A 23,184-nucleotide genomic window follows, 5' to 3' on the forward strand; every position below is an offset into this window, starting at 1 on the left:
CACGGCATGTTGCCAGGCATGGAACTACTCAGCTGTCCCGAAATGGCGGTTCCGGCTGAAGTCATGCAGCACGTTGTGCGCGTCGAGTCGTCGCACAATCCGTTTGCGATCGGTGTGGTCGGTGGTCGCCTGGTGCGCCAGCCGCAGAACCTGTCCGAAGCGGTGGCCACGGCGCGGATGCTGGAAGAGAAGGGCTACAATTTCTCCCTCGGTCTCGGGCAGGTCAACCGCTACAACCTGATCAAGTACGGCCTGGATACCTACGAAAAAGCATTCAAGACCTGTCCCAATCTGCAGGCCGCCTCGAAGATCCTGGCCGAGTGCTATAGCCGCTCCGGCGGTAACTGGGGCAAGTCGTTCAGCTGTTACTACTCCGGAAACTTCGAGACCGGGTACCGCCACGGTTACGTGCAGAAGGTCTACGCGTCGATCAACCAGGGCAGGGCGCTCGCCGCGTCCACCGCTGGTGCGATCCCGGTGATCCCGGCCGGAAGCGTGCGTCGTGTGGTCAACGACTCGGTGAGGGCCGCGGCGGTGCGCGAAGTCGATTCGATCGTGTCGCGGCGCATCGACGCGGCGGCCAATCGACTCGCCAGCGATCTTGCGAAGCAAGCTCAATCATCAGTACGTTCCCAGGCTGCCATTCCGGCGCCGGTGCAGCCAATAGCGGGTGCTATGGTTGCCGCATCGGCGCAGGCGACGGCTGCAGATTCCGATCTCTACATCATACGACCGACAGGCGCCGGCAAAGGAGTGGCGGTTCCTGCAGGTGGCGGAGCGACTCCAGCTCCGCAACTTCCCGCAAACGCGCCTCAGGCGGTGGCGGGAGCGGCCGTTCCTGGCGCAAGTACGCCGCCGCCGACCTCGGGCGACGGGGCCTTCGTATTCTAGCCAGACGCAGTAGCACGGCCATGCAAATGGCTTTTGATCACCCCCTGTTTTCCAGTCAAGGAGTTACTCATGAAGTTCAATAACGATCAAGTGAAGTCGAACGCCAAGGTTGTTGGTACGGCAGCGTTGAAGGCGGCGGTGTTTGTCGTCGCATTGCTCGCGTCCAACTTTGCGATGGCGCAGGAGTATGCAGATGTCGACACCAAGGTGTGTGGCTTCCTCGGCAAGACCAACAACATCCTGAACATGGCATCCATCGTGGTGGTGACGATCGCGGTCGTGTTCGCCGGTTACCAGATCGCGTTCGCACACAAGCGCGTTGCCGAAGTGGCGCCGGTGCTGCTGGGTGGCGTGCTGATCGGCGCGGCCGGCCAGTTGGCCAAGATGCTGATCGGCGACACCGGCCAGAAGCAGTGCACGGCCACTGCGGCGATCGACATGATCCAGCACGTTCTGCACTATGCATAAGAACGTACTTTTCCGGGGCTGCACCCGGCCGGCGATGTTTTTCGGGGTGCCGTACATTCCGTTCTTCATCGGCGCGGGTGGCGGCTTCCTGATGGGTATCTATTTCGATATGTGGCTGCTGCTGCTCATTCCGGTCATCGTCTTCATCATGCAGCAGATGACCAAGCGGGACGAGATGATCTTCCGCATGCTCGGGTTGCGCTGGATGATGCGGATGCGCGTGCGCAACCTGCAGCGCTATTCCGGCATGTGGGTGTTCTCGCCGAATGAGTACAGGAAAGAGGTGCCGGGCGCCAAGCGCTAGCTTGGAACCGGGCGCCGGGTTTCGACCCCATGCACGACGCCTGTGTCGTGCATGGGGTTGTTGGGTTTTTCGTGTCGACTCGCCGGCAATGCTGGTGTGAGCGAGGTCGGCGGTTCCCGGTGCATGTGCGCCGGGCCTTGGCAAGACGAAACGGATTCTGAGTCACTTCATTATGTTCATCCCGGATACTTCCATCAGCGAGTTCATCTCCATCTCCACGCATGTGGCGCCGTCCGTGCTGAAGACGACGGGAGGAGATTTCATGCTGGTCTGGCACTTGGGCGGGCTGCCGTTCGTGGGCCGCGAAGAGTGGGAGATCGAACACCGGCACAACACGTTCAACCGCATGCTGCAGACGCTGCGCGCTCCGGATTTCGCCAATGTGGCGTTCTGGGTGCATGATGTGCGCCGCCGCCGTCGCATCAAGAACGGCAGCAAGTTCAAGCAGGCGTTCAACCAGGCCTTGTCTGATCAGTACTACGGGACATTGTCCTCGCAGAAGATCATGCAGAACGAGCTGTACATGACCATGATGTATCGCCCGGTAGTGACCGGTAAGCGTCTCATGGATAAGTCGTCGAACATTTCCCAGTTGCAGTCAGAACAGGACCAGGCGGTCGCCAAGGTCCTTGAACTTGCAGGCAACGTCGAAGCCGTGCTCAAGGATTACTCGCCCTACCGGCTGAGCATGTACGAAGCCAGCAATGGCGTGGTGTTCTCCGAGGCGCTGGAGTTCTTCGGCTATCTGATCAACCGCATCGACGAGCCGGTGCCGGTGCTGCAGGCGCCGGTGCCCGCGTATCTGCCGGTCAGCAAGCACATGTTCGCCAACAAGACCGGCGACTACGTGATCAAGACCCCGGAGGGCGTCAATCATTTCGGTGCCATTCTGAACATCAAGGAATACACCGACGGCACCTATCCGGGCATCCTCAATGGCCTGAAGTATCTCGACTTCGAGTATGTGGTGACCCACTCCTTCAGCCCGATGGGCCGGCACGACGCGCTGAAGGTGCTCGATCGCACCAAGGGCATGATGGTGTCCTCGGGCGACAAGGCGGTCAGCCAGATCCATGAGCTCGACCTGGCGATGGATCAGTTGTCGTCGGGCAATTTCGTGTTGGGCGAGTATCACTTCACTATCGCCGTTTACGCCGAGACGCAGGAAAAGCTCGCGCAGCAGGTGGCGACTACGCGCGCCGAGCTGTCCAACGCCGGCTTCGTCTCGACCAAGGAGGATTTGGCGGTCGCTTCTTCCTTCTACGCTCAGTTGCCCGGCAACTGGCGCTATCGCACGCGTCTGGCCAATGTCAGTTCGTTGAACTTCCTTGGCCTTTCGCCGCTGCACAACTTCGCCCAGGGCAAGCGCGAGAACAATCCGTGGGGCGAGTGCGTCACCACCTTGCAGACCACCAACGGCCAGCCGTACTACTTCAATTTCCACGCCACGCATCCGGCGGAGAACTCGCTCGGCGAGAAGGCGATCGCCAACACCATGGTGATCGGCAAGTCGGGTACCGGTAAGACCGCGTTGATCAACTTCCTGCTCAGCCAGGTGCAGAAGTTCGATCCGATCCCGACCATCTTCTTCTTCGACAAGGATCGCGGGGCCGAGATCTTCGTGCGCGCCTGCGGCGGCAACTACCTGGCGCTGGAGAACGGCAAGCCCACCGGCTTCAACCCGTTCCAGTGCGAGCGCACCGAGGCGAACGTGCAGTTCCTGGCCGACCTGATCAAGGTCCTGGCCGGCAAGATCGAGTACACCTCGCGCGAGGAGGAGGACATCTTCCGCGGCGTGGAGGGCATGCTCGACACGCCCATGCATCTGCGCAGCATGACCAACTTCCGCAAGAGCCTGCCCAACATGGGCGACGACGGTCTGTACGCGCGCATGCGCAAGTGGACGGCCGGCAACTCGCACGGTTGGGTGTTCGACAATCCGGTCGATACGATCGACCTCGAGAAGGCCAGTATCATCGGCTTCGACTACACCGACGTCATCGACAATCCGGAAGTGCGGGTTCCGGTCATCAACTACCTGCTGCATCGGCTGGAAGCCCTGATCGACGGCCGGCCGCTCATCTACGTGATGGACGAGTTCTGGAAGATTCTTGATGGCAAGGGTGGCCTGAAGGAATTCGCCAAGAACAAGCAGAAGACCATTCGTAAACAGAACGGCCTGGGCATTTTCGCCACCCAGAGCCCGGAGGATGCGCTCGCCAGCGACATTTCCGCGGCGTTGGTCGAACAGACCGCGACGATGATCCTGCTGCCCAATCCCAATGCCAGCAAGGAAGACTACATGGACGGCCTCAAGCTCACCGAGGCCGAGTACCAGGTCGTGGTCAGCCTGGACGAGCGCTCGCGCTGCTTCCTGGTCAAGCAGGGCCACGGGTCGTCGGTGTGCCAGCTCAATCTGCGCGGCATGGACGATGCGCTGTCGGTCATCTCGGCGTCGACCGACAATATCGAAATCATGCACCAGGTGCTGGAGCGCAAGGCCAAGGAGCACGGCGTCGCGCCGGACGATCTGACGCCCGAGCAGTGGTTGAACGAGTTCTACGCACGTCGCAAGGGCTCCGGAAAATCGGGTCCGGCGAGGTCGGTGTCTTCGGATAATCGCGGGGCGGCAGCGGTCACCTGACCGCTTTGCCCAAATCACGCATGGCGGTTTTTCCACCAGATCTGTGTTGAGGTATTTATGAACAAGATGACGAAATCCTTCACCCGTATTCGCATTGTTGGCGGGGTTGCCTTGCTTGCCTTCTTGCTGCCGGCAACCGCGTTTGCGCAATGGGAAGTGGTCGACAACAAGCAAATCGACGAGAACGGGAAAAACACCGAAAAACTCCACGACAAGCTCGATGAGATCTACAAGTCCGGTTTCATCAGCAAGAGCACCGGGGAGAAGCCCAGTGGCGAAGAAGTCGACAAGCCGAAAGAGAAGCTCCAGAAGGTCGACGACAATTACGGTGTTTCAACCTGTGCCAGCACGACATCCGGCACGCCGGTTTCAAGCGAACAGCAAAAGACCTGTGAGCTCATTCAGCGCACGCGCAATTCGCAGTACAACTACATGGTGGCCATGTACGACATCACTGACAAACGCTTGAAGCGGTTGCGGGAGATCGAAAATGAACGTCAGAACATCAAGCCCGAGCAGGTTGGCTTGCTGGAAGACAACACCAACAAGCTGATTGCGCTCAAGACGTTGATGGATATCGATCGCCAGCAGACCGAGTCGGCCATGTTCGCCTACGAGAAGCGGCTCGCGTTCCTGACAGAAGTGCAGTCAGCGGGAGCCAAGGCGGCCATGACCGGCCAGACGGCGCCATCGGCTACGGATACCGGTGGTGGTGGCTTGTTTCCGGGGTGGAGCGGTCTTGGCGATATCGCGAGCAAGGCGGTTGGCGGTGCGGTAGTGCTAGGCGCGCTGCAGGCGATCAAGTCGGACGGCAAGATTCATAGGTTGAGTATCGACGATTAACCTGAATCTCTTTCAGTTTCTAAAGGGTCGGTTTGTGGCAATGATGTTTTGCGATGCGGGCGCCCGCGCGATGGAGTGTTTATGAATTTCTTAACGGATTTGGGGAATTATTTAGTATTCACCCGCATCAACGACTTCCTGCGCGACGAAATCGACTACTTCCAATGGTCGCTGCTGCTGCGCATGTCCTGGTGGGTCTCCGTGACGGCGATGAGCGCGCTGACACTGTGGGTGCTCTACAAGGGCTACCGTGTGGCCACCGGCCAGTCGCGCGAGTTCGCGATGGATCTGGTGGTGACCTCGCTGCGTTCGGCGCTGATCGTCGGCGCTGCCATGAGCTTTGTGTCCGCGAGCAACCCTTCAGGAGAGGGCGACACGAATAGCCTCTATTGGCGTCTCACCGATGGATTGAGCAGCGCCATCGTGAAGACGGTCTCAGGCAGTTCGCAGAGTCCCTACAAGGAAATCGACAAGAACCTGGCGCTCATGCAGGTGGGCATGACGGTCATCGACCAGATCAATACGGCCGGCAATTCGGAGCGCCAGAGCGAGAAGGATCGGGCGCGCATGTTCACTGGCATCGGCATGGCGGGCCCGGCGATCGTCGGTGGGTCGTTGCTCTTGTTGAACAAGTTGGCGATGGCGCTGTTCGTCGGTTTTGGGCCGTTGTTCATCCTGTGTCTGCTATTCGATGCCACGAAGTCCTTGTTTCAGAGGTGGCTCTTGTACGGGATCGGAACGGTGTTCTCTTTGTCTGTGCTGACGTTCACCGTTGCGCTTTCGACGAAGGTGACGACGGCGGTGGCATCGGGGTTCATCGCGGCTTGGGCAGCGTCGAATGGCTCAAGCGAGGGCGTGACCAGTATGTCCTTGCAGCAGGGAGGGATCGGCTTGGTACTGAGCACGTTGATCATCACTGCACCACCTATGGCGGCTTCATTCTTCCAGGGCACCCTGGGCCAGTTCAGTGCGTATTCGGCGTTCGGTCAGATCGGGCGCGATCCGGCCAGTGGTCGGCCTTATACCCCGCAAGCGCCTTCTAGCGCCACGCAAACTACAACCGATCACACCAATACTCAGGTCCAAAATAATTATTCGAATTTGAATCGCGGCGCAGATGGGCAGAGTCAGGTTGCAGCCCCTGGGAGTCGTGGCGCTTACGGGAATAATGGCTAAATTATGAATAAAAAGATATTTTTATTTGTATTGTATTTTTTGCTTTGTTTTGTTTCTTTGGGGGTGTACGGCCAAACCCGTTGCCCAGTGGGTGCGCAGGCTGGGAGTGCACAATGTCTTCCAGATGATGCGGGTGAAGCGCCTCCACGCCCTACTGGTGAATGGATCAAAACTTGGGGTGCACTAGTCAGTTCAAATACGGCACATGGAGCATGGACATCCAAAGGGAAATTCTCCAAGGATGATGCCGTTAGTGATGCTTTAGGTAGATGTCAAGCTACCGGTGCTCCCGACTGTCATATTGATTCGACTTATTTTAATCAATGCGTGGCGGTTGTTGGTTCGCCCGATAAGATAGGGCTATCAATTTCCAAGGCGAAGAACGAGTCTATAGCAAAAAGTGCTGCATCTGCTGATTGCCAGCAGAGAGGAGGGCGGCAGTGTGAAGTGAAATTTTCCGACTGCACTGAGCCATTCTTCAGGAAATTTTAATGCTTAGTTGTGATGGCAAGAAAGCTTTTGGCTATGCATTAGACGCTTCCAGCTTAGTAGGGTAACCAACAGATGGCGACTAGGTGGTGCGGGCGATCTGGATCGCGACAGGGTGGGCGGGGACATGAGAAAAATCGTCGATTTTGAAATTGATGTTTCCAGGCCTCATAGGGTCGAAATGTGTGGTATTTCGATGCGCAGCCTTGTTGCTTTTTTTGTTGGAGCTTTTCTTCCAGCAACTCTGTTTGCCCAAACACGTTGTCCGGTTGGGGGGCTTGCTGGAAGCGCTCAGTGTCTCCCTGATGAAGAAAGCTCCTCATCTGCTCGTCCTACGGGGCAGTGGATTAAAACATGGGGTGGCATTGCTAGTGCCCCAAATGGGGAGGGTGGGGTAAGTTCAGGGCAGTTGTCCAAGGTGGATGCTGAGAATGTCGCTCTGCAGAACTGTAGAGCGACTGGTGCCGATCACTGCAGGGTTAACTTCGTCTACTACAATCAATGCGCTGCTCTCGCATACCCAGTGGGTAGTGCGGGTGGCTTTTTTCGTACAGGGAAGACTATTGATGAGGCAGTGAAGTTGGCAGTCGTTGATTGTGAAAAAGAGATGGTTGGGCATCATTGCAAGATTAAGGTAAACGAGTGTACGGATCCTGTTTTTAGAAAGTACTAGAGCTTTATTTTTGCGTGATATTTGTGCGTGCTATTCAGATATTTATTGTGTGCGCTCGAAATGGTCGATGGGTTTAAAGATAATCCAGCTTCAACAGAGTTGATGGGTTGCGCCGTCGTCGAAGACGACGAGTATCGGAATGAAATTTTGAAAGGAGCAAGTCCATGAAAAAGTTGCTGCTGGTGATGCTCTGTTCCACGGCTTGGAGTGCGATGGCTCAATCGCCCCAGGAGCATCTTCGCTATCGGAACGACGATCCGTTCGTGTTTTGTACTGAGGGTCAGAAGGACCCGGGCAAGTGTTGGGTGCCGCTGCCTCCCTATACCACGGGAGCCTACATGACGATGCCCTACTGTCAGCCCATCGATCCGTACGGAAAGCCTTGGACGCCGCAAGACTACGATTCGCTCGGGCAGTATCAGCGCGTCTGTCCGCTGGCGTTGAAGTCCGGTGGCTGGACGGGAAAGAAGCCTGCAAATATGTCGCCAACGGAACATTGAGCGAGGGCATGCGTGCTGAGGTGTTTTTGCTCGGCTGAATCGAATTGCCGTCGGCGATCAGGGATGTCGAAACGATCCAGGCGCCAAAACTGACGATTCAGGCCGATGGCGGCGCAGTGCTGAATACGTATGCAAGCACCGCTGAGATTCCTGCATCAACGCTACTCTAGCGCAGCGTTTCGCGTGCTCGCCGCACGCGCAATCTCTGCCCGAAGGGGGGCGTTGCATGTCTCAGGCTCCATGGTGGCGCGGTGCCGTCATCTATCAGATCTATCCGCGTAGCTTTCTCGACGCCAATGGCGACGGTATCGGCGACTTGCCCGGCATCGTGCGCAAGCTGGACTACATCTCGGCGTTGGGCGTGGATGCGATCTGGATCTCGCCGTTCTTCAAGTCGCCGATGGCCGATTTCGGCTACGACATCGCCGACTATCGTGAGGTCGATCCGTTGTTCGGCACCATGGCCGACTTCGATGCCCTGCTGGCCAAGGCGCATGCGCTGGGCCTGAAGGTGATGATCGACCAGGTGCTCAGTCACACCTCGGTGGAGCACGACTGGTTCAAGGAAAGCCGGCAGAGCCGCGACAATCCGAAGGCGGATTGGTACGTGTGGGCCGATGCGCGCGAAGACGGGGCGCCGCCGAACAACTGGCTGTCGATCTTCGGTGGCGTGGCGTGGCAGTGGGAACCGCGCCGCGGGCAGTACTATCTGCACAATTTCCTGGCCTCGCAGCCGGATCTGAATTTCCACAATCCGCAGGTGCAGCAGGCGACACTGGACAACGTGGAGTTCTGGCTGGCGCGCGGTGTCGACGGCTTCCGGCTGGACGCGATCAATTTCTGCTTCCACGATCCGCAACTGCGCGACAACCCGCCCAAGCCGCCGGAAAAGCGCGTCGGCCGCGGCTTCAGCCCGGACAATCCATACGCCTTCCAGTACCACTACTACAACAACACGCAGGCGGAGAACCTGCCGTTCCTGCAGAAGCTGCGCGGTCTGCTCGACCGCTATCCGGGGACGGTGAGCCTGGGCGAGATCTCGTCGGAGGATTCGCTGGCAACCACGGCCGAATACACCCGCGCCGGGCACCTGCACATGGGCTACAGCTTCGAACTGCTGACCGACGATTTCAGCGCCGCCTACATCCGCGAGACGGTCTCGCGTCTGGAAGCGGCGATGACCGAAGGCTGGCCGTGCTGGGCGATTTCCAATCATGACGTGCAACGCGCGGTCACGCGTTGGGGGCAGGGCGCCGAGACGCCGGCCTTCGCGCGGCTGCTGATCGCGATGCTGTGTTCGCTGCGCGGCTCGGTCTGCGTCTACCAGGGCGAAGAGCTCGGCCTGGGCGAGGCAGAGGTGCCGTTCGAGGCGCTGCAGGATCCCTATGGCATCGCGTTCTGGCCGAACTTCAAGGGCCGCGATGGGTGCCGGACGCCGCTGCCGTGGGATGCCAGCGAGCAGGCCGGTTTCAGCACCGGGACGCCTTGGTTGCCGATCGCGGCGGCGCATCGCGCACAATCGGTCGCGGCACAGGAGGCCGACCCGCAGTCGGTTCTGCATGCGATTCGCCAGTTCCTGGCCTGGCGCAAGCGCCATCCGGCCCTGCGTGAGGGCGACATCGTCTTCCACGAGACGGCTGAGCCCGTGCTGATGTTCCAGCGTCGCCACGCCGCGCAGCGCTTGCTGCTGGCGTTCAATCTATCCGCCGAGGCCGCCGACGTGGCGCTGCCTGAGGGCGGTTGGCAGGCGCTGCAGGTGCCGGGCGTGGTCGCGGGCGCGGCCGGAGAGCGCTTGCGTTTGCCCGGCTATGCGATGGTGTGCCTGCAAGGCGCGTGAGCGCGGCCAAGCGATTGCTGCGACGGCAGCGTCGCATCCTGCTGTGTGGCTACGGCGCTGCCAGGATGGCATTTGGGAGAGACAGTCCAGCGTGCATCGCGTCGGATAGGCCTCATGCCTGCCGAGGACCTTGGCGCTTGTCGGACGACACTGATCTCTCCGGAATTTCAGTGTCCATAGTGGCATATTGCGGTGGCTGCGCCATCTTCGCAGTCTGGCGTGCCCGGTAATCAGGGCACGCGTCGTCGCCGACAGTCACGCCGTCCTGGAACCAAGGCCGGCTCGGAGACTTGCCTCGCCGGCCCACACAACAGACTGCTGCGTCGCCGCCGGCGCCGGCTGGGCGTCGCGGCCACGAATCCGCCGTCATCGTTGCCTTGGTGTCCATCTCGGCAATGTCACCATGTCTGCACGCCGGCCTTTGTGATCTGAAGACGCCGCTTTTCCAGCGACGCCACCAAGTCTCGATCTCGCAGCGTCCTGGCTGAGACCCGTCGTCAACGATGGTGGTGTTGACCTCGATCAGCTACCGCAGCATCGGGTCGGCGCGGATGCATGATCCGTGGCGCGGTCGGGCCGGTCAGTTCGGAGTTCAGCGTTGAATGTCCAGGCATGGCGCTTTCTGCCACGTAGAGGGCTTGGGCCATGCGCTCCTGAAGTACAGATCCTTTTCAGCGACGCGGCCATTTCGCGCGCCCCCGGATTTTTTGTTGGGAACTTCGCAGGCGCGGCGAGATCTCCATCAGTTCCCGCGCGATCGCCTTCTGTAGATCTTCTTGCAGGCGAAGAGGTTGGTGTGCGCCCTCCAATCCTCTCGTCTTGATCCGTTCGGCACAAACCAGATCGCCGCCGCTGCTCGATCCTGATCTCATCGTTTTCTCGTCAGCCACCGCGGCATTTGACGCAACCGTCCGCGGCAACCGCCCCAACGAAAACGCCCGCCGGGTGCGCCGGCGGGCGTCGTCTGCAGCCTCTACGTGGGACTCAGAACTTGTAGTTCACGCCCAGCATGTAGGTGCGGCCCCATTCGACGTACTCCAGCGGGCGATCCTTGGTGCCGGCGTAGGTGCGGTAGGGCGAGTTGGTCAGGTTGCTCGCCTGCAGCAGCAGGCTCAGCCCGGCCAGGGTGCTGCCGTCGGCGAAGGTGTAGCTGACCTGCGCGTCGGTGACGTTCTCGCCGACCACATAGCGCAGCGTGCGGTTGCCGTTGAAGTTGCCGATCTCGCCGATGAAGTCCGAACGCCGCCGCTGGCTGACGCGTGCTTCGAAGCCGTTGCGCTCGTAGTAGGCGGTGAAGTTGTACACGCGCTTGGACAGGCCGGGCAGGTCGATCGGCGCCGAGCCCACGCTGGACGCGCTTTCGGGATCGACGATCTTGATGTCGCTGTCGTTGAACGTGGCACTGGCCTGGATGCCGAAGCCGCGCAGGCTGTCGGTGAACATGTCCAGCGGCAGCGAGGCGGTCAGCTCGAGCCCGCGCAGGGTGCCGCCCTTGCCGTTCTGCGGCGAGGAGAAGGTACCGGTGGTCTGCACCGGCACGGTCATGTTGGGCGGGCGCACGTAGCTGGCGAGCAGAGCGGAGAAGTCGTAATCGTCGCGCGACTGCGTGTAGATGTAGCTCTTCAGGTCCTTGTAGAACACCGCGGCGGCCACGTAGGCCTTTTCGCCGAAGTACTTCTCGTACGACAGGTCCAGCGCGTTGGCACGCCACGGGTCGAGCAGGGGATTGCCGCCGCTGCCGCCGGGCTTGCCGGTGGAGGTGTCAACGCCGAAGTCCAGGCCGGCACGCATCTGGTCCACGCGCGGCCGCGCCACCTGCTTGGCCGCGGCAAAGCGCAGGGTCTGCTGGTGCGGGAACAGGAAGGCCAGGTTGAGGCTCGGCAGCCAGTCGTTGTAGGTCTTGCCCGCGTCGATCGGCAGCACGTTCTGGCCGGCGGGACGGGACTGGTCGAAGTAGCTGGACTGCGAGCTCTGGTCGGCGTGCTGCAACTGCACGCCGATGTTGCCGCGCACGCCGACCTCGCCGATGTCGGTGTTGATGTTGGCGCGGAGCCAGGCCGTGGTGATCTTCTCCTGCACCGTCCACGACTTCGGAATCAGGTAGTCCAGGTTGGTGACCGGGTTGAAGGTCATGTAGCGCGAGACCGCCGCCGGCACGTTCCAGGCCGGGATGGTGCCGATGCCGGCGAAGCCGAGGTTGACCGGGTCGTACTGCAGGTCGCTGGCGATGCTGGTGTCGCCCTGCGCGCCGAGCAGGATGTTGCCCTCGGCCTGGGTCTTCTGCTTGCGGCGGTCGGCGTAGTTCACGCCCACGTCGATGTCCGAGAACCAGGTCAGCGCCTGCGGCGCCGGCAGGGTCGCCGCCAGGCGGCCGCCTTTCAGGCGATCCTCGACCTCCGGCACCTTGCCGTAGCCGGAGCCGTAGATGGTGTTGGTCAGGAACAGGTTGTTCGGGTCGGAGTAGTCGCGGCCGGGGGTGATCTGCGAAAAGCCATTCGGCTTGACCACGAGACCGACCGTGTCCAGCTGCGGCATCGGCACCAACTGCAGGTTGTTCTCCAGGTTCAGCTCCTTGCGGGTGGCCTTGGAGTAGTTCAGGTCGGCCATCAGGCGCACGCTGCCGAGGTTGAACTCGTTGTTCCAGCCGAATGCGTCGATCTTGTCCTTGCGCTTGTTGTACATGCCGCGCACCAGCGGATACACGCCGCTGGCGGTGCCGCCGGTGAAGCTGCCGCTGGCGTCGACCTGCGGATTGGTGATCAGCAGGCCGGGCGTGTAGCCGCCGTTGTAGTTGCTGAGATTGACCTCGAACTGATTGGCGGTGTCGATCTGCTCGGCTTCGGTATGGAATGCGTCGAAGGTGCTGGTCCAGCTGCTGGACGGACGGAACTGCACGGTCGCCATCACGCCGTCGCGCTTGTTGTTGCCGGTGCGGCGCAGCGCCTTGATGCCGTCGGAGAAGTAGGTGCCCGGGGCCACGCCGGGGCGGCTGCCGCTGTCGGTGTTCTGCGTGGTCCACGGCTCGTACAGGCCGACCTGGTTTTCCTGGATCGGCATGTCGCTGTGGGCGTAGCCGATCGAGAATCCCAGGGTGTTGTCCAGGAACTGGTCGATGTAGCTGGCGCTGAAGCGATTGCCGAAAGCGTCGACATCGGCGGCCTTGCCGAGCGAGCTCTTCTGCAGGCGGCCGCTGACGGCGATCACCCGGTCCGGGAAGCTCAGCGGGCGCACGGTCTGCATGTCGATGGTGCCGGATAGGCCCTGGCCGACCAGGCCGGCGTCGGGCGTCTTGTACACGGTCACGCCGTTGACCAGTTCCGACGGGTACTGGTCGAACTCGACGCTGCGGTTGTCGCCGGTGCTGACCACCTCGCGGCCGTTGAGCAGGGTAGTGGCGAAGTCGGGCGACAGGCCGCGCACGCTGATCACCTGGGCGCGGCCGGCGACGCGCTGCGCGGCCAGGCCGGGCAAGCGGCCGAGCGATTCGGCGATGCTCACGTCCGGCAGCTTGCCGATGTCCTCGGCCGAGATCGCTTCGACGATGGACGTCGAGTCCTGCTTGATCGCGATGGCGTTCTCGATGCCGCGGCGGATGCCGGTCACCTGGACCTTGTCCAGTTCGGTGACCGGATCCTTGGACGTGGTGGCGGTGGTATCGGACTGTGCAGCAGCCAGCATCGGCGTCATCGCGACGGCCAGCGCCAGCGTCAGCGCGTTGCGCTTGTGGTTCAACATTTTCCCCTCCCAGGCAATGTTGTCTTGCGAATGTCTGAACCGGCGAGGCGGCCGGATGTGCGTGTCGCGCAGCCGCAGGGCGGTGTCGCGATTGCGCTGTATGGTAGACACGCGGCTTCGTCGCGAACGCCCGCTGCATACGTATTCACTGGCCTGTATCGCATTGGAAGCGCTTTCAGGATCGCAATGTCGTGCGCGTGCCGTTACGCCGGTGCCGCTGCGAGCATGCGCGTGCTTCATGCAACTGACGTCGCCTGGCATGAACACGCGGGTGCTGCACTGAGAGTGATGACAGTGGGTACGCCGGCATGCGGACTTCGGGCGAGCTTGCAGATGGCGCGACATGGTTTGGCGGACGCCGCGCGCAGCGCCGCTGACCTGCCGCGCACGATGGCGCGGTGCCGCAGGGGCGAGCACCGTGGTCCGGCATGGTGAGTGCATCCCACCGCCGCTGTGCTGCCGGCGGTGCTGCGTGCCGCATGGTGGAGCGTCAGCGCGAGGCAGCCGTGCCTGCGGAGGCCGGCGCCGGGTCCAGCGGGACGAAACGGATCGCCTGACCGCCGCCAGGTGCCAACTTCACCTGCAACTGATCGCGGCTGGTGACCACGCGCTGCTCGCGCACGAAGTCGAACGGATTGTGCTGGTAGTCGGCGGCGTCGCCGTCGCGGTAGATCTCGGCGCGGTAGCGCACGCCGGGCTCAAGGAAGCCCAGCGCGATCGGCAGCACGCGGCCGTGCTCGTCGGTGATGCTGCCGAGGAACCAGTCGCGGCTGTGGCGGTCCTTGCGCACGATGGTCACGTAATCGCCGATCTCGCCGTCGAGCACGCGGCTGTCGTCCCAGTCCACCGCCACGTCCTCGATGAAGCGGAAGGCGTCGCGGTGCTGCAGGTAGTGCTCGGGCAGGTCGGCGGCCATCTGGATCGGGCTGTACAGGGTCACGTACAGCGCCAGTTGCCGCGCCAGCGTACTCGGAATCGCGCGTCCGCCGCGGCCCGTCAGGCTGAGGATGCCGGGGGTGTAGTCCATCGGCCCGGCCAGCATCCGCGTGAACACCAGGTTCACTTCGTGCTCCGGCGGGTTCGGCGGTTCGCCCCAGGCGTTGTACTCCATGCCGCGTGCGCCTTCGCGCGAGAGCCAGTTCGGGTAGGTGCGGCGCAGGCCGGTGTCCTTGATCGGCTCGTGGGCGTTGACCGACAGGTGGCGCCTGGCGGCTTCCTGCACCACCTTGAGATGGTGGCGGGCCATGAACTGGCCGTCGTGCCATTCGCGCCACAGCGGGCCGCCGGCGGGATTGCGCCGGTCCACCTGGCCGTCGTCGCAGACGTAGCCGGTCTTGAAGGTGTCCACGCCCAAGCGCGCATACAGATCCAGCGCCGCATCGAGCTGGTCTTCGTAGTGCTCTACCGCACAGCCGGTCTCGTGGTGGCCGATCAGGTGCACGCCCTTCTTCGCCGCGTAGGCGCTGAGCGCATCGATGTCGAAGTCCGCGGTGGCGCGGGTGAAGTCGAAGTCGTCGCCGTTGCCGACCCAGTTGCCGTCCCAGCCGGGGTTCCAGCCTTCCACCAGCACGCCGCGGAAGCCGTGCGCCGCGGCGAAGTCGATGTAGCGGCGGGTATTGGCGGTGGTGGCGGCATGCGTGGGGCCGCGCGCCCAGGTTTCCTGGTTCAGGTGCATCGACCACCACACGCCGATGTACTTGGCCGGGTGCACCCAGCTCACGTCGCCCAGCGCGTTGGGTTCGTTGAGGTTGAGGATCAGGTTGGAATCGACCAGGCCGCCGGCCGTGTCGCTGATCTGCAGCGTACGCCACGGCGTGTCGAAGGGCAGGGCGCGGCGGACCTTCCAGCCTTCCGCCGACGGCGACAGTTGCGCATGCAGGCGCTGGCCTTCGCCGCGGCGCAGCCACATGCCGGCGTAGTCGACCAGGGCGGCCTCGTGGATGGCCAGGTGCAGGCCGTCCTGGCTGCGCAGGGTGAACGGCGTGTGCGTCAGCGGCACTTCGCGCAGCGGCGTGCGCCGGTACAGGTATTCGTAGTGGATGGGCGCGCCGGCGGGAATCCACCAGGCGGTCGCCTCGGGGACGATGTCGAACTCGGTGAGTTCTTCGTCGATGATCGCTTCCTGCATGCCGGCCTGTTGCGGAAAGCTGTAGCGGAAGCCGAGCCCGTCGTCGTAGACGCGGAACACCACCGCGAAGCGGCGCTGGCGGCCACCGCGCTCGCCCAGCTCCACGCGCAGTTCGTTGTAGTGATTGCGCACGTAGCGGCGCTCGCCCCAGGGCTGCTCCCAGGTTTCGTCGACGCTGCGGCTGCGCTGGTCCAGCAGCGCGAGGTCGCGATCCAGGCTGCCGTCGCGCAACTGGAAGCCGAGCCGCGATTCGCCGATCACCGGCTCGCCCAGGCGCTGCACGCGATAACTGGGGCGGCCGTCGTCCAGTTGCACGGACACCCGCAGGATCCTGTCGGGCGATGCGATGCTGGCCACGGTCTGCGGTGCGGCGCGCAGTCCGGGCGCGATGCACAGGAGCAGCGTCGCCAGCCACGACGGCAGGTGCCGCGTCGGGCGCAGGCGCGATGAGGCGTGAAGCGGCAGCGGCATGTCCCCTCCCAGGGCGACCGTGGCATCGCAACGACTATAGCGAGGCGGTTCCTGGCCGCCGGAGGCCCGTACGATGAATACGTATGCAACTGCACGCGCCGCGGTGCCGCCCGTCTACCATGTCCGCAGCGCCCCCGCGATGCGGAGGCGGCGACCGCAGCGCCGGCGTGCCGGCCTGCGCTTCCACCATGCAGGCAAAGAGGGAGGGAGGTCGATCGGTGCGAGCCGGTCTGCCGCTTCGATGCTGAAGATGATTTGCTTGGCCGCCACCTTGGGTGCTGCGGCGTCGGCGTCTGCTGGACAGACGTCATTGCAGTGGCGCGGTCAGACCGCGCAGGCCGAGGCCACCGCCGACGGCGGCTTCGTGCTGCACGCGGCCCAAGGCACGCGCACGGTGCCGGCGCAGCCGTTGCGCAGCGAGACCGATAGCCCGTTGTTCGATGCGCTGTTCGCGCTGGCGCAACAGGAACTGCGCGACGACCAGGTCCAGGCGATCCGCGACCCGGCGTTCGATCACGGCAAGCCGTTGCCGTGCGATTGCTACCAGACCGGCGAGCGCTGGCCCTACGTGTGGACCCGCGACGTCAGCTATGCCGCCGACCTGGCCCTGGCGCGGCTGGATCCCGAGCGCGCGCGCCGCTCGCTGCGCTTCAAGCTGTCGCCGATGCGCGGCGCCGACGCGCTGCCGGGGCTGTTCGTGGCGCAGGACACCGGCTCCGGCGGCAGCTGGCCGGTGAGCAGCGACCGCGTGGTGTGGTTCCTGGCCGCGCGCCACCTGCTGGACGATCCGGCCTTCGCCGCCGACACCCGCGCCGCACTCACTGCCACGCTGGCGCAGGATCGCGCGTTCGCGTTCGACCCGCGCATCGGCCTGTACCGCGGCGAGACCTCGTTCCTGGACTGGCGCGAGCAGACCTATCCGGCCTGGACCCGCGAGGACGTCGGCTTCATCGCCAGTTCCTTCGCGCTGTCGACCAACGTGCTGCACTACCAGGCGCTGCGCCTGGGCGAGCGCCTGGCCCGCGAGCAGGGCGATGCCCAGGCGGCCGCACGCTATGCCGGCTGGGCCGATGCGCTGCGCCAGGCGATCGCGCAACGCTTCTGGCGCGAGGACCGCGGCACCTACGTCGGCTACATCGGCACGGCCGAGCATCCGGTGCGCTACGAAAGCTACGATCTGCTTGGCCTGTCGCTGGCAGTGCTGGCCGACGTGCTGCCGACCGCGCGCGCGCGCCAGGCGCTGGCCCGCTATCCCGCGGTGGAGGCGGGCAGCCCGGTGGTGTGGCCGCAGCAGCGCGAGGTGCCCATCTACCACAACCGGGCCATCTGGCCGTTCGTCAGCGCCTATGCGCTACGCGCGGCACGGCAGACCGACGACAGCGCGCGCATCGACCTGGAAGTGCGCTCGTTGCTGCGCGGCGCCGCGCTGGCCGGCTCGAACATGGAGAACTACGAGTTCCTGAGCCAGGCCGCACATGTCGACGACGGCGCGCTCAGCGGCCCGGTGGTCAATTCACCGCGGCAGTTGTGGTCGGTGGCCGGCTATCTGGCGATGGTGATGGAGGGCGTGTTCGGCGTGGAGGACGACGGCCGCGTGCTGCCCAAGCTGCCGACCAGCCTGGTGCCCATGCTGTTCGGCGAGCGCCAGGAGATCGCGTTGCAGCTGCAGGACCGGCGCATCGTGCTGTGGCGTCCTGCGCAACTGCAGGGCGACCTGCTGGTCGCCGGCAAGACCCATAGCCAGGACGGTGTGACCACCATCGATCTGGTGGCGCGCGACAGCGGCAGCACGCCATTGCAAATGCTCACGGCCACGGACGCCTTCGCGCCGCTGGCGCCGCCGGCGCCCCAGCTGCGGCGCGAGACCGAGGGCTGGCGGGTGCAGGCGGCTGCGGACTCGGTGTTGTACGTCGATGGGCAGGCACGCACGGGCAGCGCCGACGGCGCGCTGCTGCCGCTGGCCGAGCGCGTGCAATGCCTGAGCCTGACCCGGCAGGGCAAGCGTTGGGAGTCGTTGCACAGCCCCACCGTCTGCGTCGGCGACATTGCCCGCGTGGAGGGCGCAGACGATTGGACGTGGACGGCGCCGCACGATGGCATGTATCGGCTGAGCCTGCGTTACGTCAACGCGCACGGTCCGATCAACACCGGCGTCACCGCCGCGGTCAAACGCCTCCAGGTGCAGTGCGGCGCAGCGTCGCCGCAGTCGCAGCCGCTGGTGATGCCACACAGTATCGGCGAGCAGACCTCAACGGCGGCGCTGTTCGCGCTGCAGGCCGGGCAGCGTTGCGTCGCGCGGTTGCTGCCGGCGGCGAACATGAGCGCGCTGCAGCACTTCGCACGCTACACCGGCGGCCAGGGCGGCGCCGATGGCGTGGTCAATGACGCCGATGTCGCCGCGCTGCTGATCGCACCGGCCGGCCCGACGGAGGAGCGCCCATGAGCGCCTTGCCACGCGCCAAGCCGGCGCTGTCGTTCTGGCAGATCTGGAACATGTGCTTCGGGTTCCTGGGCATCCAGTTCGGCTTCGCGTTGCAGAACGCCAATGCCAGCCGCATCTTCCAGACCCTCGGCGCGGACATGGACCAGGTGCCCGGACTGTGGATCGCCGCACCGCTGACCGGCCTGATCGTGCAGCCGATCGTCGGTTACCTGTCCGACCGCACCTGGAACCGCTTCGGCCGGCGCCGCCCGTACTTCATGGTCGGCGCGCTGTTCACCACGCTGGCCCTGCTGGTCATGCCGAACTCGCCAGCCCTGTGGGTGGCGGCCGGGACGCTGTGGGTGCTGGACGCCTCGATCAACATCTCGATGGAGCCGTTCCGCGCCTTCGTCGGCGACCAGCTGCCGACACGCCAGCGCGCCACTGGCTACGCCATGCAGAGTTTCTTCATCGGTGTCGGCGCGGTGGTGGCGAGCATGCTGCCGTGGCTGCTGGCGCACTGGGGCGTCAGCAACACCGCCGGGCCCGGCGAGGTGCCGGCGACGGTGCGCTACGCGTTCTATTTCGGCGGCGCGGTGCTGTTCCTGTCCATCGGCTGGACCGTACTGCGCACCCGCGAGTATCCGCCTGAAGACCTGCACGGCTTCGACGTCGCCATGCCAGCCGCCACGGCGGCGCAACCGCGCCGTGTCGATGGCGCCGCTGCGCTGTGGTGTGCGGTGGGCATTGCCGGCGCGGTAGCCATCGCCTGGTGCCGCGGCGACCGCATGCTGTACGTGCTGGCCGGCCTGTGCATCGGCTACGGCATGCTGCAGGGCGTGGCGCCGCGACTGCGCAGCGGACACATGCTGGCGGCGATCGTCTGCGATCTGCAGACCATGCCGCAGGCGATGCGGCGGCTGGCCTGGGTCCAGTTCTTCTCCTGGTTCGCGCTGTTCGCGATGTGGATCTACACCACCGCGGCGGTCACCCAGACCCACTATGGCACCCACGATGCCACCTCGGCTGCCTACAACGACGGGGCAAACTGGGTCGGCGTGCTGTTCGCCGCCTACAACGGCTTCGCCGCCCTGGCGGCGATCGCCATTCCGCTGCTGGTGCGCGCCTGCGGGTTGCGCATGAGTCATCTGCTCAACCTGTGCCTGGGCGCGGCCGGCCTGCTGTCGTTCCTGTGGATCCGCGATCCGCAGTGGCTGCTGCTGTCGATGGTCGGGGTGGGCTTCGCCTGGGCGTCGATCCTGTCGCTGCCGTATGCGCTGCTGTCGGACAGCGTGCCGGCGGCGAAGATGGGCGTGTACATGGGCATCTTCAATTTCTTCATCGTGATCCCGCAGTTGGTCGCGGTCAGCGTGCTGGGCTTCGTGCTCACGCACTGGCTCGGCGGCCGGCCGCTGTACGCGCTGGCGATCGGCGGCGGCAGCCTGCTGGTGGCGGCGCTGTGCGTACTGTGGGTGCCGTCGGATTCGGGAGCGAACGCATGATCGATCGGATGTCGCTGTTGGCGCTGGCCCTGCTGGGTGCCTGCGCTGGGTCGGCGCAGGCCCAGGCGCCTGCGCAGGAGGAGTTCTACGGCACGCTGGAGCCGTTCGCCAGCGAGGCGGTGTACTTCGTGGTCACCGATCGCTTCGTCAACGGCGATCCGGGCAACGATCATCGCGACCAGGGCGGTGCGCATCGCACCTTCGACATCCCGATCCCGGCGCCGCCGGGCGAGAGCGACAACATCGGCTACCTCGGCGGCGACTTCAAGGGCGTGGTCGACAACGCCGGCTACATCCGCGACCTGGGCTTCGGCGCGGTGTGGATCACGCCGATCGTCGACAACCCGGACGAAGCCTTCACCGGCGGCAAGCCGATCACCTGGGGCAGCTCGCTGAGCGACCGCGGCAAGACCGGCTACCACGGCTACTGGGGCGTGAACTTCTACAAGCTCGACGAGCATCTGCCGAGTCCGGGCCTGGACTTCGCCGGTTTCACCCAGGCCATGCACGCGCAGCAGCTGAAGGTGGTGCTGGACATCGTCGGCAACCACGGCTCACCGGCCTGGACCATGCCCAAGCGGCAGCCGATGTTCGGCCAGGTCTTCGACCGCGACGGCAAACTGATCGCCGACCATCAGAACCTGCCGCCATCCAAGCTGGACCCGGCGCACAACCCGCTGCACGCGTTCTACAACACCGGCGGCAACCTGGCGCAGCTGTCCGATTTCAACGAGCGCAATCCGGCGGTGATGGAATACCTGGTTGGCGCCTACTCGCAGTGGCTGGGGCAGGGCGCCGACGCGTTCCGGATCGACACCATCGGCTGGATGCCCGACAGCTTCTGGCACGAGTTCGTGCGCCGCATCCGCGCGCAGCGTCCGGGCATGTTCATGTTCGGCGAGGACTTCGACTACAACGCGCACAAGATCGCCGGCCACACCTGGGCCGACAACGCCGGCGTCAGCGTGCTGGATTTCCCGCTCAAGCAGGCACTGGCGGCGACGTTCGGCCACGCCCAGCGCGGCTACGAGACGCTGCAGCCGGCGCTGTACCTGGAGCGCGGCCCGTACGCCAATCCGTACGAGCTGATGACCTTCTACGACAACCACGACATGGCGCGGCTGGACGCCAGCGACGCCGGTTTCATCGATGCGCACAATTGGCTGTTCACCGCGCGCGGCATCCCGGTGATCTACTACGGCTCGGAGACCGGCTTCATGCGCGGCCGTGCCGAGCACGCCGGCAACCGCAACTATTTCGGCCAGGAGCGGGTGAACGCCGCCCCGTCCAGCCCGATCTTCGCGCCGCTGCGGCGTATCGCCACGCTGCGCCAGCGCAGCCCGGCGCTGCAGCGCGGCCTGCAGCTCAACCTGCAGTTGTCCGGCGACGAGGCGGTGTTCTACCGCGTGTTCCAGCATGCGGGCAGCACCCAGACCGCGCTGGTGCTGCTGAACAAGAGCGATGCGCCACGCACGCTGGAGGTGCGCCGCTACCTGCAGCCCGGCACCTGGCACGACGGCTTCGACGGCAGCGCCATCGAGGTGACCGATGTCCTGCGCGCCGAGGTGCCGGCACACGGCGTGCGCGTGTTCCTGTCCGATGCGCCGATCGTGCGCCCGGACCTGCGCGCGCGGCTGCGCTGGCTGATGGCGGCCAAGGACGGCGTGGCGCCGGCGCCCTGAGCGCGGCGCGGCAGGCGTTGCCGGGCGCGCAGGGCTGCGGGACTCGGCGTGCGACGAGCACGCTGCGTCAGGTTCCTGGTGTCTCCGGCCAATGACAGGCGGAGGCGCTGCCGTGACGCAGGCCGGCCGGGTCAGCTGCGCAGCGAGGAGCCGCGCAGCGCCAGCGTGACCGGCAGGGTGCGGCTGCTCACCGGCTGACCGGCGATCTGCGCCAACAAGGTGTCCACCAGCACCGCACCGGCCAGCTTGGTGTCCTGCTGCACCGTCGACAGCGCCGGATCGACGCTGGCGGCCACCGGGATATCGTCGAAGCCGGCCAGGGCCACGTCCTCGGGTACGCGCAGACCATGCTCGCGCAGCGCCTTCAGTGCGCCGATGGCGATCAGGTCGCTGGCGGCGAACAGCGCATCGAAGCGCTCGCCGCGGCCGAGCAGGGCCAGGGCGGCCTCGTAGCCGGACTGCTCGGTGGTGATCGCATCGACCTGCAGCGCCGGCGTGGCCTCGGCGCCGGCCGCGCGCAGTGCCTGCAGGTGACCGCGATAGCGTTCCAGGAACTCGGGGTAATGATTGGAGGCGTCGCCGAGGAAGGCGATGCGGCGGCGGCCCTGTGCCAGCAGGTGTGCGGTGATGTCGTGCCCGCCCTGGAAGTTGTCGCTGCCGATCGAGACCCCGGGCTGCCCGGGCAGCACCGCGCCCCAACGCACGAAATGGGTGCCCTGGTCGACCAGGTGCTGCAGCCGCTGCTGCGCCTGCAGGTAGTCGCCGTAGCCGAGCAGGATCAGTCCGTCCGCCTTCTGGCTGTCGCCGTAGTCGGCGCGCCAGTTGTCCGACAACTGCTGGAACGACACCAGCAGGTCGTAGCCGTGGCGGGCGCAGGCGCGGGTGATCGAGCCCAGCATCGAGTGGAAGAACGGGTTGATCAGCGAGTCGTCGGTGGTCGGGTCTTCGAAGAACAGCAGCGCCAGGGTGCCGGCATTGCGCAGGCGCAGGCTGGAGGCGTGCTTGTCGACCTTGTAGTTCAACTCGCGCGCGATCGCCAGGATCTTGCGCCGGGTCTGCTCGTTGACCGCCGGACTGCCGCGCAGCGCGCGCGAGACCGTGGGTTGCGAGACGCCTGCCAGGTAGGCGATGTCCAGCGATGTGGCCTTGCCTTTGATGACGGCGCGTCCGGGTGCGGGGAAAACGTCGGCGAAGCATGCCATGGCGGCTGCTGTAGCTCTTGCTGCGGCGCAGCGAAGCGGCGAGGGTTGCAGCGTGACCTGTCCTCTCCGTTGTGTCTTCAATATCGGTCAATACCGATGTTTACCGTTTTGGTAAAGATTGGTTTACCATCTTGCCCCACCACAAGATCCGGACATGGGTGGCCCGCGGCGACGCCGGCCGAGCGTGCGACATGAGCACTACCACCGCCCTCGCTTG

At 64.3% G+C, this 23,184-nt stretch carries 16 protein-coding genes; 13 read left to right on the forward strand and 3 right to left on the reverse strand.

Annotated elements, in window-relative coordinates:
* The first annotated feature begins 6 nt into the window (after positions 1-6).
* The 10 genes from AC1PMG_RS08080 to AC1PMG_RS08125 all read left to right on the forward strand — a co-directional run bounded on the left by AC1PMG_RS08080 (position 7) and on the right by AC1PMG_RS08125 (position 9,825).
* Positions 7-891 carry a lytic transglycosylase domain-containing protein gene (locus tag AC1PMG_RS08080; RefSeq protein WP_481111247.1) on the forward strand — a complete coding sequence of 295 codons (885 nt, stop codon included), beginning with the start codon at positions 7-9 and terminating at the stop codon, positions 889-891.
* 69 nt (positions 892-960) lie between these two features.
* Positions 961-1,359, forward strand: a complete 399-nt coding sequence (locus tag AC1PMG_RS08085) for a TrbC/VirB2 family protein (RefSeq protein ID WP_148829281.1) — start codon at positions 961-963, stop codon at positions 1,357-1,359.
* A complete protein-coding gene (locus AC1PMG_RS08090) occupies positions 1,352-1,663 on the forward strand; it encodes a VirB3 family type IV secretion system protein (protein WP_148829280.1) in 312 nt (103 codons plus the stop codon). Before AC1PMG_RS08085 ends, AC1PMG_RS08090 begins: the two co-directional genes overlap by 8 nt.
* A 172-nt stretch (positions 1,664-1,835) precedes the next feature.
* Positions 1,836-4,307: a VirB4 family type IV secretion/conjugal transfer ATPase gene (locus tag AC1PMG_RS08095; RefSeq protein WP_481111248.1), complete on the forward strand. Its 2,472-nt coding sequence runs from the start codon at positions 1,836-1,838 to the stop codon at positions 4,305-4,307.
* Positions 4,308-4,373: 66 nt separating this feature from the next.
* Complete coding sequence (locus AC1PMG_RS08100) at positions 4,374-5,150, forward strand: hypothetical protein (RefSeq protein WP_481111641.1); 777 nt, start codon at positions 4,374-4,376, stop codon at positions 5,148-5,150.
* 81 nt (positions 5,151-5,231) lie between these two features.
* Positions 5,232-6,326 carry a TrbL/VirB6 family protein gene (locus tag AC1PMG_RS08105; protein WP_481111249.1) on the forward strand — a complete coding sequence of 365 codons (1,095 nt, stop codon included), beginning with the start codon at positions 5,232-5,234 and terminating at the stop codon, positions 6,324-6,326.
* Between the two features lie 3 nt (positions 6,327-6,329).
* On the forward strand, positions 6,330-6,818 hold the full coding sequence (locus tag AC1PMG_RS08110; RefSeq protein ID WP_481111250.1) for a DUF4189 domain-containing protein: 489 nt from the start codon (positions 6,330-6,332) through the stop codon (positions 6,816-6,818).
* Between the two features lie 124 nt (positions 6,819-6,942).
* Positions 6,943-7,488 carry a DUF4189 domain-containing protein gene (locus tag AC1PMG_RS08115; RefSeq protein WP_481111251.1) on the forward strand — a complete coding sequence of 182 codons (546 nt, stop codon included), beginning with the start codon at positions 6,943-6,945 and terminating at the stop codon, positions 7,486-7,488.
* Positions 7,489-7,652: 164 nt separating this feature from the next.
* Entirely contained in the window at positions 7,653-7,988 is a 336-nt protein-coding gene (locus tag AC1PMG_RS08120; protein WP_342072124.1) for a hypothetical protein, read from the forward strand.
* A 226-nt stretch (positions 7,989-8,214) separates the two neighbouring features.
* A complete protein-coding gene (locus tag AC1PMG_RS08125) occupies positions 8,215-9,825 on the forward strand; it encodes an alpha-amylase family glycosyl hydrolase (protein ID WP_481111252.1) in 1,611 nt (536 codons plus the stop codon).
* A 984-nt stretch (positions 9,826-10,809) separates the two neighbouring features.
* Here AC1PMG_RS08125 and AC1PMG_RS08130 read toward each other — a convergent pair.
* Together AC1PMG_RS08130 and AC1PMG_RS08135 are read right to left on the reverse strand one after the other, a co-directional pair.
* Positions 10,810-13,560 (reverse strand): TonB-dependent receptor, encoded by a 2,751-nt coding sequence (locus AC1PMG_RS08130; protein WP_481111253.1) that lies wholly within the window; start codon positions 13,558-13,560, stop codon positions 10,810-10,812.
* A 490-nt stretch (positions 13,561-14,050) separates the two neighbouring features.
* Positions 14,051-16,159, reverse strand: coding sequence for a glycoside hydrolase family 97 protein (locus tag AC1PMG_RS08135; RefSeq protein ID WP_481111254.1), 2,109 nt, complete (start codon positions 16,157-16,159; stop codon positions 14,051-14,053).
* 241 nt (positions 16,160-16,400) lie between these two features.
* Between AC1PMG_RS08135 and AC1PMG_RS08140 the strand changes: the two genes are divergently transcribed.
* Genes AC1PMG_RS08140 through AC1PMG_RS08150 form a run of 3 tightly spaced genes read left to right on the forward strand, consistent with a single transcriptional unit; the run spans position 16,401 to position 21,765 of the window.
* Positions 16,401-18,602, forward strand: coding sequence for an alpha-L-rhamnosidase-related protein (locus tag AC1PMG_RS08140; protein ID WP_481111255.1), 2,202 nt, complete (start codon positions 16,401-16,403; stop codon positions 18,600-18,602).
* Complete coding sequence (locus AC1PMG_RS08145) at positions 18,599-20,083, forward strand: MFS transporter (RefSeq protein ID WP_481111256.1); 1,485 nt, start codon at positions 18,599-18,601, stop codon at positions 20,081-20,083. The genes AC1PMG_RS08140 and AC1PMG_RS08145 overlap by 4 nt, the downstream gene beginning before the upstream one ends.
* Positions 20,084-20,091: 8 nt before the next feature.
* Positions 20,092-21,765 (forward strand): alpha-amylase family glycosyl hydrolase, encoded by a 1,674-nt coding sequence (locus tag AC1PMG_RS08150; protein WP_481111642.1) that lies wholly within the window; start codon positions 20,092-20,094, stop codon positions 21,763-21,765.
* Between the two features lie 131 nt (positions 21,766-21,896).
* On the opposite strand, the gene AC1PMG_RS08155 is transcribed toward AC1PMG_RS08150, so the two are convergent.
* Entirely contained in the window at positions 21,897-22,967 is a 1,071-nt protein-coding gene (locus AC1PMG_RS08155) for a LacI family DNA-binding transcriptional regulator (protein WP_481111257.1), read from the reverse strand.
* Between the last annotated feature and the right edge of the window lie 217 nt (positions 22,968-23,184).

The sequence above is a fragment of the Xanthomonas sp. NCPPB 2250 genome (assembly GCF_056725265.1).

Coding starts and splice junctions, on each gene's coding strand:
- AC1PMG_RS08125 (WP_481111252.1), top strand. CDS start 8,215: ATGTCTCAGGCTCCATGGTGGCGCGGTGCCGTCATCTATCAGATCTAT.
- AC1PMG_RS08155 (WP_481111257.1), bottom strand. CDS start 22,967: ATGGCATGCTTCGCCGACGTTTTCCCCGCACCCGGACGCGCCGTCATC.
- AC1PMG_RS08135 (WP_481111254.1), bottom strand. CDS start 16,159: ATGCCGCTGCCGCTTCACGCCTCATCGCGCCTGCGCCCGACGCGGCAC.
- AC1PMG_RS08105 (WP_481111249.1), top strand. CDS start 5,232: ATGAATTTCTTAACGGATTTGGGGAATTATTTAGTATTCACCCGCATC.
- AC1PMG_RS08095 (WP_481111248.1), top strand. CDS start 1,836: ATGTTCATCCCGGATACTTCCATCAGCGAGTTCATCTCCATCTCCACG.
- AC1PMG_RS08145 (WP_481111256.1), top strand. CDS start 18,599: ATGAGCGCCTTGCCACGCGCCAAGCCGGCGCTGTCGTTCTGGCAGATC.
- AC1PMG_RS08080 (WP_481111247.1), top strand. CDS start 7: ATGTTGCCAGGCATGGAACTACTCAGCTGTCCCGAAATGGCGGTTCCG.
- AC1PMG_RS08130 (WP_481111253.1), bottom strand. CDS start 13,560: ATGTTGAACCACAAGCGCAACGCGCTGACGCTGGCGCTGGCCGTCGCG.
- AC1PMG_RS08150 (WP_481111642.1), top strand. CDS start 20,092: ATGTCGCTGTTGGCGCTGGCCCTGCTGGGTGCCTGCGCTGGGTCGGCG.
- AC1PMG_RS08140 (WP_481111255.1), top strand. CDS start 16,401: ATGCTGAAGATGATTTGCTTGGCCGCCACCTTGGGTGCTGCGGCGTCG.
- AC1PMG_RS08110 (WP_481111250.1), top strand. CDS start 6,330: ATGAATAAAAAGATATTTTTATTTGTATTGTATTTTTTGCTTTGTTTT.
- AC1PMG_RS08115 (WP_481111251.1), top strand. CDS start 6,943: ATGAGAAAAATCGTCGATTTTGAAATTGATGTTTCCAGGCCTCATAGG.
- AC1PMG_RS08085 (WP_148829281.1), top strand. CDS start 961: ATGAAGTTCAATAACGATCAAGTGAAGTCGAACGCCAAGGTTGTTGGT.
- AC1PMG_RS08090 (WP_148829280.1), top strand. CDS start 1,352: ATGCATAAGAACGTACTTTTCCGGGGCTGCACCCGGCCGGCGATGTTT.
- AC1PMG_RS08100 (WP_481111641.1), top strand. CDS start 4,374: ATGACGAAATCCTTCACCCGTATTCGCATTGTTGGCGGGGTTGCCTTG.
- AC1PMG_RS08120 (WP_342072124.1), top strand. CDS start 7,653: ATGAAAAAGTTGCTGCTGGTGATGCTCTGTTCCACGGCTTGGAGTGCG.